The 13887-nt window shown below is 72.0% G+C and carries 13 protein-coding genes; 3 read left to right on the top strand and 10 right to left on the bottom strand.

Annotated features, from left to right (window positions below; genetic code table 11):
* Positions 1–29 precede the first annotated feature (29 nt).
* The 9 genes from AB0G10_RS01640 to AB0G10_RS01680 form a co-directional block, all read right to left on the bottom strand.
* Positions 30–731 carry an ABC transporter ATP-binding protein gene (locus AB0G10_RS01640; protein WP_360914884.1) on the bottom strand — a complete coding sequence of 234 codons (702 nt, stop codon included), beginning with the start codon at positions 729–731 and terminating at the stop codon, positions 30–32.
* A gap of 392 nt (positions 732–1123) precedes the next feature.
* Positions 1124–1759, bottom strand: a complete 636-nt coding sequence (locus tag AB0G10_RS01645) for an alpha-ketoglutarate-dependent dioxygenase AlkB (protein ID WP_360914887.1) — start codon at positions 1757–1759, stop codon at positions 1124–1126.
* Entirely contained in the window at positions 1756–2754 is a 999-nt protein-coding gene (locus AB0G10_RS01650; RefSeq protein ID WP_360914890.1) for a succinate dehydrogenase/fumarate reductase iron-sulfur subunit, read from the bottom strand. Before AB0G10_RS01650 ends, AB0G10_RS01645 begins: the two co-directional genes overlap by 4 nt.
* A complete protein-coding gene (locus tag AB0G10_RS01655) occupies positions 2751–4634 on the bottom strand; it encodes a fumarate reductase/succinate dehydrogenase flavoprotein subunit (protein ID WP_360914893.1) in 1884 nt (627 codons plus the stop codon). The genes AB0G10_RS01650 and AB0G10_RS01655 overlap by 4 nt, the downstream gene beginning before the upstream one ends.
* Positions 4635–4643: 9 nt before the next feature.
* A complete protein-coding gene (locus AB0G10_RS01660; protein WP_360914896.1) occupies positions 4644–5453 on the bottom strand; it encodes a hypothetical protein in 810 nt (269 codons plus the stop codon).
* A 199-nt stretch (positions 5454–5652) separates the two neighbouring features.
* Positions 5653–7056, bottom strand: coding sequence for a metallopeptidase TldD-related protein (locus AB0G10_RS01665; protein WP_360914899.1), 1404 nt, complete (start codon positions 7054–7056; stop codon positions 5653–5655).
* Positions 7053–8489, bottom strand: a complete 1437-nt coding sequence (locus AB0G10_RS01670) for a TldD/PmbA family protein (RefSeq protein WP_360914901.1) — start codon at positions 8487–8489, stop codon at positions 7053–7055. Before AB0G10_RS01670 ends, AB0G10_RS01665 begins: the two co-directional genes overlap by 4 nt.
* Before the next feature lie 31 nt (positions 8490–8520).
* Complete coding sequence (locus AB0G10_RS01675) at positions 8521–9045, bottom strand: Uma2 family endonuclease (RefSeq protein WP_360914904.1); 525 nt, start codon at positions 9043–9045, stop codon at positions 8521–8523.
* Between the two features lie 14 nt (positions 9046–9059).
* A complete protein-coding gene (locus tag AB0G10_RS01680; RefSeq protein WP_360914907.1) occupies positions 9060–10910 on the bottom strand; it encodes a prolyl oligopeptidase family serine peptidase in 1851 nt (616 codons plus the stop codon).
* A gap of 93 nt (positions 10911–11003) precedes the next feature.
* Here AB0G10_RS01680 and mshB point away from each other — a divergent pair, with 93 nt between their 5' ends.
* The 3 genes from mshB to AB0G10_RS01695 are packed head-to-tail and all read left to right on the top strand — an operon-like array spanning position 11004 to position 12912.
* Positions 11004–11879, top strand: coding sequence for an N-acetyl-1-D-myo-inositol-2-amino-2-deoxy-alpha-D-glucopyranoside deacetylase (gene mshB, locus AB0G10_RS01685; protein WP_360914910.1), 876 nt, complete (start codon positions 11004–11006; stop codon positions 11877–11879).
* Positions 11876–12409: a hypothetical protein gene (locus tag AB0G10_RS01690; RefSeq protein ID WP_360914913.1), complete on the top strand. Its 534-nt coding sequence runs from the start codon at positions 11876–11878 to the stop codon at positions 12407–12409. Before mshB ends, AB0G10_RS01690 begins: the two co-directional genes overlap by 4 nt.
* Before the next feature lie 35 nt (positions 12410–12444).
* The gene (locus AB0G10_RS01695; RefSeq protein WP_360914915.1) at positions 12445–12912 is read left to right on the top strand and encodes a hypothetical protein; all 468 of its coding nucleotides are present in this window, start codon (positions 12445–12447) and stop codon (positions 12910–12912) included.
* Here AB0G10_RS01695 and AB0G10_RS01700 read toward each other — a convergent pair.
* Positions 12881–13861, bottom strand: coding sequence for a GNAT family N-acetyltransferase (locus tag AB0G10_RS01700; protein WP_360914917.1), 981 nt, complete (start codon positions 13859–13861; stop codon positions 12881–12883). The genes AB0G10_RS01695 and AB0G10_RS01700 overlap by 32 nt on opposite strands.
* Positions 13862–13887 lie beyond the last annotated feature (26 nt).

Raw genomic sequence — 13887 nt, forward strand, 5'->3', positions numbered from 1 at the left:
GGCATGGCCTGCTTCTCTTCTGAGGTGCTCTAGGCGGGGGTGCCGAGGTATGCCTCGGTGACCCTCTCGTTCGTGCTGATCTCGCCCGGGGTGCCGAGCGCGATCGGCTTGCCGAAGTCGAGGACGAGGATCTCGTCGCAGATCGACATGACCAGGTCCATGTGGTGCTCCACCAGCAGAACGGTGGTGCCGGCGTTCTTGATCAGCTCACCGAGCCAGTGGATCTCGTCGGTGTCCAGGCCGCCGGCCGGCTCGTCGAGCATGAGGATGCGCGGCCGGGACGCGAGCGCCCGGGCCAGCTCGACCCGTTTCCGGATCGCGTAGGGCAGCGCCCCCGGCCGCGCCGCCGCGTAGTCCGCGACACCGCACCGGTCCAGCGCCTCGAACGCCTCGGTCTCGGCCCTGGCGCGCCGGCCGCGCACCCCGACCATCACGTTCTCCAGGACGCTCATGCCGCCGAACTGCCCGACGCCCTGCAGCGTCCGGGCGATCCCGAGACCGTTGAGCTGATGAGGCCGGGGCCGCCACGGCCGTCCGTCGAGGGTCAGCGATCCCTCGGTGGGCGGCACGAACCCGCAGATGACGTTGAAAAGGGTGGTCTTGCCCGCCCCGTTGGGTCCGATGACTCCGACGACCTTGCCGGGTGCCACACGCAGCGACACGTCGTCGAGAGCGACCAGCCCGCCGAAGCGAACGGTTATGTGATGAAGGGCGAGCTCATTTGTTGCCATAGCCACCTCCCTGGACCGGCGTCGGTCCCGTATGGAGTGATGGTCAACTATTTACACTTGGAGTGTAACTTTCTCGCGCTGCTCGTCAACCACTTGCAATGCCCCTGTTACAAGAAGATGTCCCACCAGCTAGACCCCCACTCCACCCGCCGCCGCCCGCAGCCGCCCACCTCGCCTTGCCGCCACCCGCTCCGCCGCCGCCACCGGCCCGCCTCGCCGGCCGCAGCCGAGCCGGCGCCCACCGAAACCTGCGGCGGGCGCGTGACGCGGCGGGCGAGGCGGCGGGCGGGCGAGGCGGCGGCGCGCGCGGTGGCGGGCGCGTGACGCGGCGGGCGGGCGAGGCGGCGGCGCGAGGCGGCGGGCGGCGCGCGCGGGAGAGAGGTGGGAGCGGCTCAGGCGACGCCGCGCGGGCGGAACTGCACGCTCACCCGAGGGCCGACCGCGCGGGCCGTCTTGGGGATGGCGTGCTCCCAGGTCCGCTGGCAGGAGCCGCCCATCACGATGAGATCGCCGTGGCCGAGCGGGAACCGCAGCGTCTCGTGGTTGCCGGCGCGCGGGCGCAGCAGCAGGTTGCGGGGCGATCCGAAGGAGACGATGGCGACCATCGTGTCGTGCTCGGCCGAGCGGCCGTGGGTGTCGCCGTGCCAGGCGACGCTGTCCCGGCCGTCGCGGTAGAGGCACATGCCGGCGGTCACGAACTCTTCGCCGAGCTCGGCCGCGTAGTGCGCGTTGAGCAGCGACTTCGCCGTCTCCAGGGCGGGGTGAGGGAGGGTCTCGCCGCCGCCGAACCAGCGGAGCAGGCGGGGCACGTCGACGACGTCGTCATACATCTTCCGGCGCTCGGCCCGCCAGTCGATGCCGAGCAGCGTCTCGAAGACCTCGTCGGAGCCGCTCATCCAGCCGGGCAGCACGTCGGCCCAGGCGCCCGCCGTGAGGTGGTGACGTGTCAGGCCGGCCAGCGGCGCGAAGGCGCCGGCCGGCCCGGACGTCATGAGGTCGAGCATCGAGGGCTGGTAACTGCTGCTCACTCCGCCATGTTAGTACGCGTGTTCGACGGATGGTGATAGGTCACCTGCTCGGGCGGCAGCGGGAACTCGATGTCCTCGCCGAACGGCGACAGCCCGCCCTGCAGCGGGGCCGCGAGCTCGGCGATGTCCATGTGCCCGTCCGGCCCGACCGGCGGCCCCTCCGGCAGCCGGAAGCTGGAGAGCGGCACCGAGACGGTGGACGCGGTCGTGCCCGCCGTCGGCGCCGTCAGCTGATCGTCAACGGAGAGCTCGTCGCGGCGGCGGATCTTGCGGCCCAGCCAGACGAGCGGGTCGAAGCGGCGATCCACCACGCGCTCCTTCATCGGGATGATCGCGTTGTCCGTGATCTTGATGTGCTCCGGGCAGACCTCGGTGCAGCACTTCGTGATGTTGCAGTACCCGAGGCCCTGGGCCGCCTGCGCGTATTCCTTGCGGTCGCCGCGCGCGTCGAGCGGGTGCATGTCGAGCTCGGCGGCCCGGATGAAGTAGCGCGGGCCGGCGAACGCCTCCTTGTTGTCCTCGTGGTCGCGCACCACGTGGCAGGTGTTCTGGCAGAGGAAGCACTCGATGCACTTGCGGAACTCCTGGCTGCGTTCCACGTCGACCTGCTGCATCCGGTATTCGCCCGGGGCCACGCCGACCGGCGGCGCGAACGCCGGCGTCTCCCGGGCCTTCTCGTAGTTGAAGGAGACGTCGGTGACCAGGTCGCGGATGACCGGGAAGGTGCGCAGCGGCGTGATCGTGATGGTCTCGTCCGGGGTGAACGTCGACATCCGGGTCATGCAGCCGAGCCGCGGCTTGCCGTTGATCTCCATGGAGCAGGAGCCGCACTTGCCGGCCTTGCAGTTCCACCGGCAGGCGAGGTCGGGCGCCTGGGTGGCCTGGAGCCGGTGGATGATGTCGAGCACGACCTCGCCCTCGTTGACCTCGACCTCGAAGTCGCGCAGGTCGCCGCCGGTCTCGTCGCCGCGCCAGACCCGGAATCGACGTTTCATTCAGCCATCTCCTCGTCGGTCAGGTATTTGGCCAGCTCCGAGCGCTCGAAGAGGCCGAGCAGCTCGTCGCGCATCCGCGGCACCGGCTTACGTTCCAGGTGGACGTCGCCGGACTCGTCGAGCGAGCAGATCAGGTTGATCCGGCGCCACTCGGGGCTCATCTTCGGGAAGTCCTCCCGGGTGTGCCCGCCGCGCGACTCCTCGCGCTCCAGCGCCGCTTTCGCCGTGCACTCCGAGACGACGAGCATGTTGCGCAGGTCGAGGGCGAGGTGCCAGCCGGGGTTGTAGCGCCGGCCGCCGTCGGACGCCACGTTGGCGACGCGCACCCGCAGTTCGTGCAGGCGTTTCAGGGCGTCGGTGAGTTCGCCCGCGCGCCGGATGATGCCCACGAGATCGCCCATCACCGCTTGAAGATCCTGTTGCAATGTGTACGGGTTCTCACCCGCGTCCCGGACCAGAGGCGCGAGCGCCACCTCGACGGCCGCGGCGACGTCCACCTTCGACGGCTTCGGCCGCTTGCCCAGGGAGTCGACGTAGGCCGAGGCGTGCTCGCCGGCCCGCTTGCCGAAGACCAGCAGGTCGGAGAGGGAGTTGCCGCCGAGCCGGTTCGACCCGTGCATGCCGCCGGACACCTCGCCGGCCGCGAAGAGGCCCTGCACCCGGCCGGACGCGGCGCCCGAGTCGGGGTCGACCTCGACGCCGCCCATCACGTAGTGGCAGGTCGGCCCGACCTCCATCGGCTCCTTGGTGATGTCGACGTCGGCCAGCTCCTTGAACTGGTGGTGCATCGACGGCAGTCGCCGGATGATCGTCTCGGCCGGCATCCGGGTGGAGACGTCCAGGAAGACGCCGCCGGCCGGGCTGCCCCGGCCCGCCTTCACCTCGCTGTTGATGGCGCGGGCCACCTCGTCACGGGGGAGCAGCTCGGGGGGCCGGCGGTTGTTGTCGGGATCGGTGTACCACCGGTCGGCCTCCTCCTCGGTCTCCGCGTACTGCTTGCGGAAGACGTCGGGGACGTAGTCGAACATGAAGCGCTTCTGCTCGGAGTTGCGCAGCACGCCACCGTCGCCGCGGACCGACTCGGTGACCAGGATGCCCTTCACGCTGGGCGGCCAGACCATGCCGGTCGGGTGGAACTGGAGGAACTCCATGTTGATCAGGGTGGCCCCGGCGCGCAGCGCGAGCGCGTGCCCGTCGCCGGTGTATTCCCAGCTGTTCGAGGTGACCTTGTAGCTCCGGCCGACCCCGCCGGTCGCCAGCACCACGGCCGGCGCCTCGAAGAGCAGGAACTCGCCGGACTCGCGGTAGTAGCCGAACGCGCCGGCCACCCGGTCGCCGTCGAGCAGCAGCTCGGTGACGGTGGTCTCCTGGAAGACCCGGATGCGCGACTCGTAGTTGCCGGTCTCGGCGTAGTCCTCCTGCTGCAACGAGACGATCTTCTGTTGCAGGGTGCGGATCAGTTCCAGGCCGGTGCGGTCGCCGACGTGCGCGAGCCGCGGGTACTCGTGGCCGCCGAAGTTGCGCTGCGAGATCCTGCCGTCCTTCGTCCGGTCGAAGAGCGCGCCGTACGTCTCCAGCTCCCAGATCCGCTCCGGCGCCTCCTTGGCGTGCAGCTCGGCCATCCGGAAGTTGTTGAGGAACTTCCCGCCGCGCATGGTGTCGCGGAAGTGCACCATCCAGTTGTCGCGGGAGTTCGCGTTGCCCATCGCGGCGGCCGCGCCGCCCTCGGCCATCACGGTGTGCGCCTTGCCGAAGAGCGACTTCGAGATGATCGCGGTGCGTTTGCCGGCCAGCCGGGCCTCGATCGCCGCGCGCAGGCCGGCCCCGCCGGCTCCGATCACGACGACGTCGTAGAGGTGTCGTTCGATCGCGGTGGTCATGCGGGCCCCTCAGTCGATGATGCGCAGGTCGGAGTACCACCCGGCGGCGAGACCCATGATGTAGAAGTCGGTCAGCGCCAGCGTGGCGAGCGTGATCCAGGCCAGCTGCATGTGCCGGGTGTTGAGCTTCGAGACGAAGGTCCAGAAGCGGTAGCGCACCGGGTGCTGGGAGAAGTGCTTCAGGCGGCCGCCGGCGATGTGCCGGCAGGAGTGACAGGACAGCGTGTACGCCCACAGCATGATCACGTTGACCCAGAGGATCACGTTGCCGAGGCCGAGGCCGGTGGTCTGCGCCAGCACCGCGTCCCAGGTGTTGATCACCGAGATGATCACGGCGGCGTAGAACGCGTAGCGGTGCGCGTTCTGGAAGATCAGCGGGAAGCGGGTCTCGCCGGTGTAGCGCTGGTGCCCGTCGGGGACCGCGCAGGCCGGCGGCGACAGCCAGAACGAGCGGTAGTACGCCTTCCGGTAGTAGTAGCAGGTGAGCCGGAAGAGCAGCAGGAACGGCAGCGAGAAGGCCGCCTCCGGGATCAGCCAGAAGCTGGGCAGCGGCGTGCCGAACTCGGCCGCGGCGCCGCACCGGTCGGTGATGCACGGTGAGTAGAACGGTGTGAGGTAGTGGAACTCCTCCACAAAGAACCATTTGTGCATGAAGACCCGGACCGTCGCGTACGCGACCCAGGCGCTCAGGCCGATGAAAGTGATCAGTGGAGCGAACCACCAGCGGTCGGTCCGCAACGTGCGGGCCGTGATCGCGGCGCGGGGCCGCCCGCCACCGCCCGGCGTCACACCGCCCGGCCTCGATGCCGTCGTCGTCATGCCATCTCCTGAATGTGCCGTTCAGGCGCGCACGACCGAAAGTGGACAGACGTGTGCCCCACGATCAGCCGTCGCGAAGCGACAGTGATGTGGGGCACACGTTACGCCGAAGGTCCGACACTTCGCTGCGCGGGGATGCGAAGTGGACCACAAAATCCCCATCCCGGATCACAACGGCGATCATGGATGGGGTAATGGATCATCCCGAGGCGTTCCCGGTGACGTTCCATCCGGCGAGGTGCAGGGCCGGGGCGGCGTACCGGGCGCGGCCCCACGACTCGGGCAGCAGCACCGGCTCGCTGCCGATGCCGAGCACCCGGCCCGGCGCGAGGGCCTGCGGGTACGACTGGGTGAACCGCACGTTGCCCACGGCCGCGACGATCTCCCCGTTCTCGATCAGCCAGACGCCGTTCCGGGTCAGCCCGGTGATCACGAGGCTCTTCGGGTCGAGCACGCGGGTGTACCAGAGGTCGCTGATCAGCAGCCCGCGCGTGACCCGCGGGACGAGCGGCGCGGCCGACGCGGTGACGTGCGGGTGGCCGGACGCGCCGGCCGGGCCGGCCTCCGCCGCCTCCAGCCGCAGGTGGGTGGCGAGCGGTCCCCACGAGCGGGAGACCGCCGACGCGTGGCCGGTCGACGCGGCCCCGGCCTGCGCGGCCGAGGTGCGGTCGTGCGTCACGGCGCTGGTCACCCCGTCCCGGACCAGGACCAGCGACCGGCGCGGCGTGCCCTCGTCGTCGAAGGGCAGGCCGGGCCCGGCGTCGAGCCGGCCGCCCAGCGGCTCGTCCACGATGGTCACCGCCGGGTCGAACTGGCGGTGGCCGAGCTCGGCGAAGCTCTGCCGCTGCACGAACGCCTTGCCGTTGAACCCGAACGTCGCGAGGTTCTGCAGCAGGTCGGTGACCGCGTCCGGCTCGAGGACCACCTCGTAGTCGCCGGGCGGCAGCTCGACCGGCGAGCGGGCGGCGCGGGCCTTCGCGGCGGCCAGCGCGCCGAGCGCCGCGCCGTCGATCGAGGAGAGCCGGCCGGAGGCGAGCCGGGCGACGCCGTCCGCGCCGTCGAGGCGGGCGACCCCGTCCATGGCGGCCTCCACGGCCCGGCCCTCGACGGCCTGGCCCGCGGTGTTCGCGAACGCGGCCGCGACGTGCGCGGTCCGGCAGTAACCGGCCGTCTCCAGCCCGCCGGCCGCGTCCACGAACGCGCGGACCCGCGCGGCCCGGTCGGCCGGGTCGGCGTGCGCGGTCGCCTCGTCGAACCGGGGTGCCAGGCCGGACGGGACGGCCAGCGCGGACGGCGGGGTGAGCCCGGGCCAGGAGGCGTCCGGCGGGCTGACCCGGGCGGCCGCCAGCGTCCGCTCGACGAGCGCGCGCAGCCCCGCCGCGTCGGTGACCGTGGTGGCGCCGCCGGTGGTGCGCCCCTCGGCGTGCAGCCGCAGCCGCACCCCGATCGTGTCGTCGGCGACGTTCTGGTGGATCGCCGAGTTCGCGAACCGGGTCAGTGCCGGCGCGTCGTGGCGGACCACCACCTCGGCCTCGGCCGCCGGGCCCGCGATCTCCCGGACGAGCTCGACGATCCGCGCCGCCACCTGCATCTCCGCACTCATCCGCGCACCCCCACCCGCACGTTGGTGAACCGGGCCGGCGCCGCCGGATGACCGGTGTGGCCGATCTGGCCGGGCTGTCCCTTGCCGCAGTTCGGCGTGCCCCAGGCGACCGTCTCCGAGGAGAGCATGTCCATCGACTGCCAGAACCGGGGGCCGATGCCGGTGTAGGTCGGGTTGCGCAGCATCCGCCCCAGCCTGCCGTTCTTGATCTCGTACCCGATCTCGCACCCGAATTGGAAGTTGAGCCGCCGGTCGTCGATCGACCATGATCGGTTGACGTCCATGAACACCCCGTCGGCGGTGTTCGCGATGATCTCGTCGAGGGTGTGCGGCCCGGGCTCCAGGCCGACGTTCGTCATCCGGACCATCGGGAGCCGGGACCAGCCGTCGGAGCGGACGCTGCCGGCGTAGTCGAGCCCGGCCACCGCTGCCGAATCGCGTCCGGCCAGCACGCCCACCCAGATCCCGTCGCGCACCGCGTGCCGCTTCACCGCGGGCGTGCCCTCGTCGTCGAAGCCGAAACTGCCGAGCGCGCCGGGGAACCCCGGGTCGATGGTGATGTTCATGAGCTCGGAGCCGTAGCGCAGCGAGCCGAGCCGGCTCAGGTCGAGCCAGCTGGTCCCGGCGAACGCGGCCTCCCAGCCGAGGATCCGGTCCAGCTCGATGGCGTGCCCGACCGACTCGTGGATCTGCAGGGCGAGCTGCTCGCCGCCGAGCACCAGGGTGGTCTCGCCGGACGGGCAGAGCGGCGCGGTCAGCAGCTGCCGGGCCTCCTCGGCCATCCGCGGGGCGTTGCCGACCAGGTCGAGCTCCTCGACGAGCTCCCACCCCCGGGTGCCGAACTGCCCGCGCCAGGACGGCCAGGACCGGCGCTGGATCTCCCCGTCGCCGATCGCGCTGGCCTCCACGCCGGCGCCGCACTCGCGGATGTGCTGGTCGATCCGGTGGCCCTCGCTCGAGACGAACCACTTGCGGGTGTCCCAGATCGAGTAGCTCGCCTCGGCCATGTCGGCGCCCGCGTCCTTCGCCGCGGCGGTGGCCCGGACCAGCAGATCACCCTTGTCGGCGAGGGACACGCCGAGCGGATCGATCACGCAATCGCTCTGCCAGCTCGCGGTGACCGCGCCGGACGGGACGAGATCGACCGGCCGGCCGGCGACCGAGGCACTGGCGGTGGCGATCTGCGCGGCCCGGCGTCCGGCCGCGCAGGCCGCGGGCTCCGAGAGATCGGGTACGGCGTAGAAGCCCCACCCGGATCCGACCAGCGCCCGCACACCGATGCCCGCGCTCTCGTCGAAGCCGACGTCCTCGACGGCGCCGTCCCGCGCCGACATCGTCTCACTGCGCCGCACCATGACACGAGCGTCGGCATAGCGCGCGCCCGCCTCGAGCGCGGCCTGTACCGCCGCGCCCGCCTCATCGAAGTGGGTCATGACTCGACCCTAGGCCGCGGGTGCGACGACGTCAGCGAGGCGGCAGCAACCGCTCCGGATCGATGGTCACGGCCACCGGGTCGCCGAGCCGCAGGGGATCGCCGGGCGCGCCGGCCGCATGCTCCCGGTAGGTCGAGCCGTCGAGCGCGAACAGCTGCAGAGTGCCCTCGTGAGGATCGACCAGCAGGTACCACGGGATGCCGGCCGCAGCGTAGTAGTGCATCTTGAGCACCCGGTCGGTGGTCCCGTTGGTCGGCGAGAGAATCTCGCAGACCAGGCGGACCGCGGAGGCGTCGACGACGAGCTCGTCGAAGTCGATCTCGCCGGTGATGACCAGGTCAGGAATGGGAATCCGGTCAGGTCCGACGCGCACGTTCACGGCGTCGAGGACGTAAAGCCCGGCGCGGTGCGCCGCGGATTTCAGGACGGCGTGAAGCTCGCTGGAAATGTATTGATGTCGCGGAGTAGGGGCTGGAGTCACATGAAGGCTCCCGTCGAAGAGCTCGATGCGCTCGGGCGTATCGCCTATCGACAGGAACTCCGTCTCCGTCACCATGACGAACCCTCCGGCTACTTTCGAGTGACCTCCGCGCCGTGACCGCTACACAGGAAGGCTAGCTCTTCGGGCAGGGTCGCGGCGGGCGTCGAGGGGCAGCCCGGCAGCTCGGCGCCGACCAGCAGGAGCGCGTCCGAGGCGCCGGCCGTGCGCAGGCTGTGGTGGGCGTAGACGTCGGCCGCGTCGGACCGGTCGCCCAGGTAGCGCTCGGCGATCGGGGCCGGCAGGTCGCACCAGTCGATCACCGGGTCGCGGGCGACGGCCCGGTGGAAGTCGTCCGGCCGGCGCAGCACGGCCATCGCCGCGAGCCAGCCGCCCAGGCCGTGGCCGCGCACCGCGATCCGGCCGAGGTCCAGGTCGGGGTGCTTGCCGAGCAGGATCTGCAGGGCGTCGGTCAGGTCGGTCAGGATCACGTCGGCGAGGCGCCGGTGCACGGCCTTCTCGAAGCTGGGCGCGACTCCCGGCGTACCCCTGGGGTCGATCGAGACGACGGCGAAGCCGGCGTCCGCCCACCACTGCCGCTCCTGCCACGCCGCGGGGTCCGCACGCACCTGCTGGTGTCCCGGCCCGGCGCCGAGCGTGAGCAGCACCGGGAGGCGCGCGCCCGCCACGTACCCGGTGGGGTAGAGCACCGCGGCGGGGAGCCGCCGGTCGGTGACCCGCTCGAGCACCGGCTCCGGGTGGTAGGGCGGTTCGGCCGCCGACGACCCGAGCGTGGCCACCACGGTGTCCCCGCTGCTCACCCGGACCCCGGCGACGATCAGGTCGCCGCCCGCCACGACCCCGTCGTGGCCGGTGAGCCCGGCGATCCGGGTCACCTCGGGACCGCCGCCGCCGAGGGCGGTGCGGACCCGGAACACCTCGCGCACCGCCGGGTCGCCGAGGGTGCCCTCGACCACGAGGTCGGGTGAGCCGGCCGGGCCGCCGTCGCGGGGCAGCGTGCCGGCGACCCGCCACACGTAGAGCCCGGGCGGGGTGAGCAGGCTGCCGTCGGCGAAGAGGCAGCGGGCGTCGAAGCCGTCGTGCGCGAGCTCCCCGCCGACCAGCACCCGGCCGTCCGGCAGGTGGCGCGGGGTGCCGGGCACCGGCTCGACCCAGCGCGCGTCGGCGAGCTCGGCGTGCACCTGGGTCTCGCCGGTGCGCGGGTCGACCGAGAGCACCAGGCCGTGCTGCTGCATCCGGCGCAGCACGGTGATCAGCGGGCCGCCGGACTCCCAGCGGACCTGCGCGAGGTAGGGATAGGTCTCCCGGTCCCAGTGCACGTCCACCCAGCCGCCGTCGAGGTCGAGCAGATGCAGGCTGGCGGCCCCGGCGGTGCGCACCGCGAGGATCTGGCCGCCTTCCGGCGACCACCACCACCCCCGGGTACGCCGGAACGCGGCCGCCGCCGCGCCGGCCATGCCCCACGAGATCGTCCCGCCGTGCTCGCGCCACGCGTTGCCCGGTTCGCCGGCGAGCAGCCGGTCGCCGTCCGGGCCGGTGACCCGCAGCGTCGCGGACCCCTGGCAGTCGGTGACGTAGCCGATGTCCCGGCCGGACGGGGAGGGCCGCGGGTCGTGGACCGGGCCGGGCGTCGGCACGGCGCCGACCGTCCCCCCGGTCAGGTCGGCGCGGAACAGCTCGCCGTCCCGGGCGAACGCCGCCACCAGGGCGTCCCGGTCGGTCGCGTACGAGGTGATCGGCCCCTCGGCGATCAGGCGTTCCGCGCCGCTGTCCCGGTCCAGGACCCAGAGCGCGGCGTCCGGGTCGTCCGGTCCGGCCGAGCGCAGGAAGACGACGCGGGCCGCGCCGGCGCCGATCGTCACGGCGTGCGGCGCGCCGTAGCTGAAGCCGCCGGTGCGCGCGGCGAGTCCCGGGTACTCCACGATCACAGCATCGCTGATCGGGCGGGTCTCGCGCGGGTCAAACCGCGGGCTCGTGCCGCGAGTTCGTCGGTGGTCGCGCGTACAGTAGCGGCCGTGACTGATGAGTCCCTGCCCGCACGCCGCCTGCTGCTGGTGCACGCGCACCCCGACGACGAGGTCATCGGCACCGGGGCGACGATGGCCCACTATGTCTCCCAGGGCGCCCACGTGACGCTGGTGACCTGCACCCTCGGCGAGGAGGGCGAGATCCACGTGCCGGAGCTCGCGCAGCTCGGCGCCGGGCAGGCCGACCAGCTCGGCGGCTACCGGCTCGTGGAGTGGGAGCGGGCCTGCGCCGCGCTCGGCGTGACCGACCACCGGATGCTCGGCGGCGCCGGGCGCTACCGCGACTCCGGGATGATGGGGCTCGACACCAACAAGCACCCGCGGGCGTTCTGGGGCGCCGACCTGGACGAGGCCGCCGAGTTCCTCGTGGAGATCATCCGCGAGGTGCGGCCGCAGGTCATGATCGCGTACGACCCGAACGGCTTCTACGGCCATCCCGACCACATCCAGGCCCACCGGGTCGCGATGCGCGCGGCCGAGCTGGCCGGCGACGACGGTCCGCAGAAGATCTACTGGAGCGCCATGCCGCTCAGCGTCATGCAGGACGGCATGGAGGCGTTCCGGGAGTCCGAGGGCAACCCGTTCTCCGAGGTGGAGAGGGTGGAGGATCTGCCGTTCGGCACGCCCGACGCGGAGATCGCGGCCCGGATCGACGGCACCGACCACTCGGCGAAGAAGACGGCCGCCATGCGCGCCCACGCCACCCAGATCCCGGACAACTCCTGGCTCTACGGCATCGCCGGCGACTTCGGCGGCGAGTTCATGGGCTTGGAATACTTCACGTTGGTGAAGGGCGAGCGCGGTCCCGGCTCGGGGCCGTACCAGTGGGAGGACGACCTCTTCGCCGGGCTGGACATCCGATGACCGCGCCGACCACCGATCCCGAGCCCGGGGTCGCGCCGGTCCCGCCGCGGCGGGAGCCCCGGCCCGGGCTGGAGACCACGATCAGGGTCGGCGGCGTGCTGGTCGCGGTCCTCGCCACGCTGGTCACCGCGCTGATCGAGCTGGAGCTGACCACGCTGCGCACGGGCGGTGTCGCGAACCTCTTCACCGGCGGCTCGCCCTGGGAGGGCGGTGGCGCGCTCCTGCCGATCGCCATCCCGGTCGCGGTCGGCGCCAACCTCGCGATCGCCTGGTTCGCGGTGACGAGCACCGGCCGCCGGTGGGCGCTGGGCCCGCCGTGGGCGCTCTGGACGCTGATCATGCTGGCCGCCGCGGGTACCCGGACCGCCGAGGGCGACTATCTGCTCAGCGGGGACAACTGGGTGGCGCTCGTCATGATCCTGGTGGGCAGCCTGACCTTCGCCGTCTACTCGTACCGGATGATCTTGAAACCGATAAAGTCAGCGAACTCTCAGCCGGCGTCTAGGAATCCACGCGCCCCATCCGTTTAGATGTCCCCGGAGAGGCATTCACCGGGGAGGATGAGATGAGGGAGCAGCGCTGGTTCCGGATCGCGGTGCTGGCGGCCGGACTGTTCGTGGTCAACGCGGTCGCCCGGCTGGTGGTCCGATTCGGCTTCGACGGGTCCGACTCGGCGCAGACGCGGGCCTCGATCGTGATGTTCGCGCTCATCGCGCTGATCCTGGGCGTGCTCACCTTCCTGCGGTCGCAGCGCGTGAAGCCGTCGGCCTGGCTGCCCGAGATCGGGTTCGGCGCGCTTGGCGGCATGCTGCTGACCGTCCTGGTCGGACCGTTCCTGAGCGGCAGCGGCCCGTTCGCGAACGGCTCGGGTGACTTCTTCGCCCAAGTCTGGATCTACGCGGGCTGCGCGATCGTGGGCAGCGCCCTCGGCTACGCCGTCGCCGTGCTGCTCGGCCGGGACTACCGGTCGAAGTCGCTCAAGGCGTTCACCCAGGCGCGCACTACCCGTCCGCGCCGCGTGGTGGGTCGCTGAGCTCCCGCGTCAGATAGGTGTGATGAGTGGTGAACCCGAGCCGGCCGTAGAGCGTCACGGCCGGCGTGTTCCGCTCCTCCACCTGCAGATAGGCGCGGGCCGAGCCGTGCTGCGACGCCCACTGGGCCAGCGCGCGCACCACGTGCGCGCCGAGGCCCCGGCGGCGCGCGGCGGGGGCGGTCTGCAGCAGCGAGACGCCGAGCCAGCGGTCCCTGCCGGTGATCGCGCCCCGGGCCACCGCGAGCAGTTCGCCGTCGGTGTCCCGGACATGGGCGAAGACCTTTTCCGGTACGCCGTTGAGAATGCGCAGCGCCGTTCCGGGTAGTGCACCCTTGTGCTCGGCGACCATGGCGTACCAGTCGTCTCCGGCGGTGTCGGCGAGGTCGACCACCGGGAGATCGGCGCGCGCCGGCGCGGCCAGCAGCGGCGCGAGCGGCGACGTCTGCACCAGGGTGAGCGGCCGGGCGGTCCAGCCGCGCTCGTCGAGGGCCGCGTTCACCGGCGCCGCCAGCGGCATCGGCGCGTTGATCAGCGGTCGCTGGCCGCGCTCGGTGTACCACTTGACCACCGCGTCGATGGCCTCCTCGAGCGTCCGGTCCGGATCGCCGACGGCGAGCGCCGAGTTGGCGCGCCCGGTCCAGTTGTCCGCGGCGCGCAGGATCCACCCGCCGAGGCGCGACTTCACCGGCGCCGGCCAGGCCTCGTCGGCCGCGAGCTCGAGGGCGATCACGTCGGCGGCGGCCGGGCGCCGCGCGGGCGGAACACGCTTGGCACGGTGCACTTCGCGCAGCGGAACGCGGACCGTTCCCTTGGCGGTCGCGAGTGTGAGATCGGTCTCCGTCAGGTCGACGAGCTCACCGAGCGCATCCGTGAAGAGCGTGCGGTCTCCGGTTACGCCTACAATTCGGCGTACCACCACCCGGTGTCCCACATCCTGTTGTCGGAGCACGCATTACCTCCCTCGGCGGGAATACT

Origin of the sequence: Actinoplanes sp. NPDC023714, assembly GCF_040639855.1 — a bacterium.
Lineage (GTDB): Bacteria > Actinomycetota > Actinomycetes > Mycobacteriales > Micromonosporaceae > Actinoplanes.

Coding starts and splice junctions, on each gene's coding strand:
- AB0G10_RS01690 (WP_360914913.1), top strand. CDS start 11,876: ATGACCGCGCCGACCACCGATCCCGAGCCCGGGGTCGCGCCGGTCCCG.
- AB0G10_RS01650 (WP_360914890.1), bottom strand. CDS start 2,754: ATGAAACGTCGATTCCGGGTCTGGCGCGGCGACGAGACCGGCGGCGAC.
- AB0G10_RS01655 (WP_360914893.1), bottom strand. CDS start 4,634: ATGACCACCGCGATCGAACGACACCTCTACGACGTCGTCGTGATCGGA.
- AB0G10_RS01640 (WP_360914884.1), bottom strand. CDS start 731: ATGGCAACAAATGAGCTCGCCCTTCATCACATAACCGTTCGCTTCGGC.
- AB0G10_RS01670 (WP_360914901.1), bottom strand. CDS start 8,489: ATGACCCACTTCGATGAGGCGGGCGCGGCGGTACAGGCCGCGCTCGAG.
- AB0G10_RS01660 (WP_360914896.1), bottom strand. CDS start 5,453: ATGACGACGACGGCATCGAGGCCGGGCGGTGTGACGCCGGGCGGTGGC.
- AB0G10_RS01665 (WP_360914899.1), bottom strand. CDS start 7,056: ATGAGTGCGGAGATGCAGGTGGCGGCGCGGATCGTCGAGCTCGTCCGG.
- AB0G10_RS01675 (WP_360914904.1), bottom strand. CDS start 9,045: ATGGTGACGGAGACGGAGTTCCTGTCGATAGGCGATACGCCCGAGCGC.
- AB0G10_RS01695 (WP_360914915.1), top strand. CDS start 12,445: ATGAGGGAGCAGCGCTGGTTCCGGATCGCGGTGCTGGCGGCCGGACTG.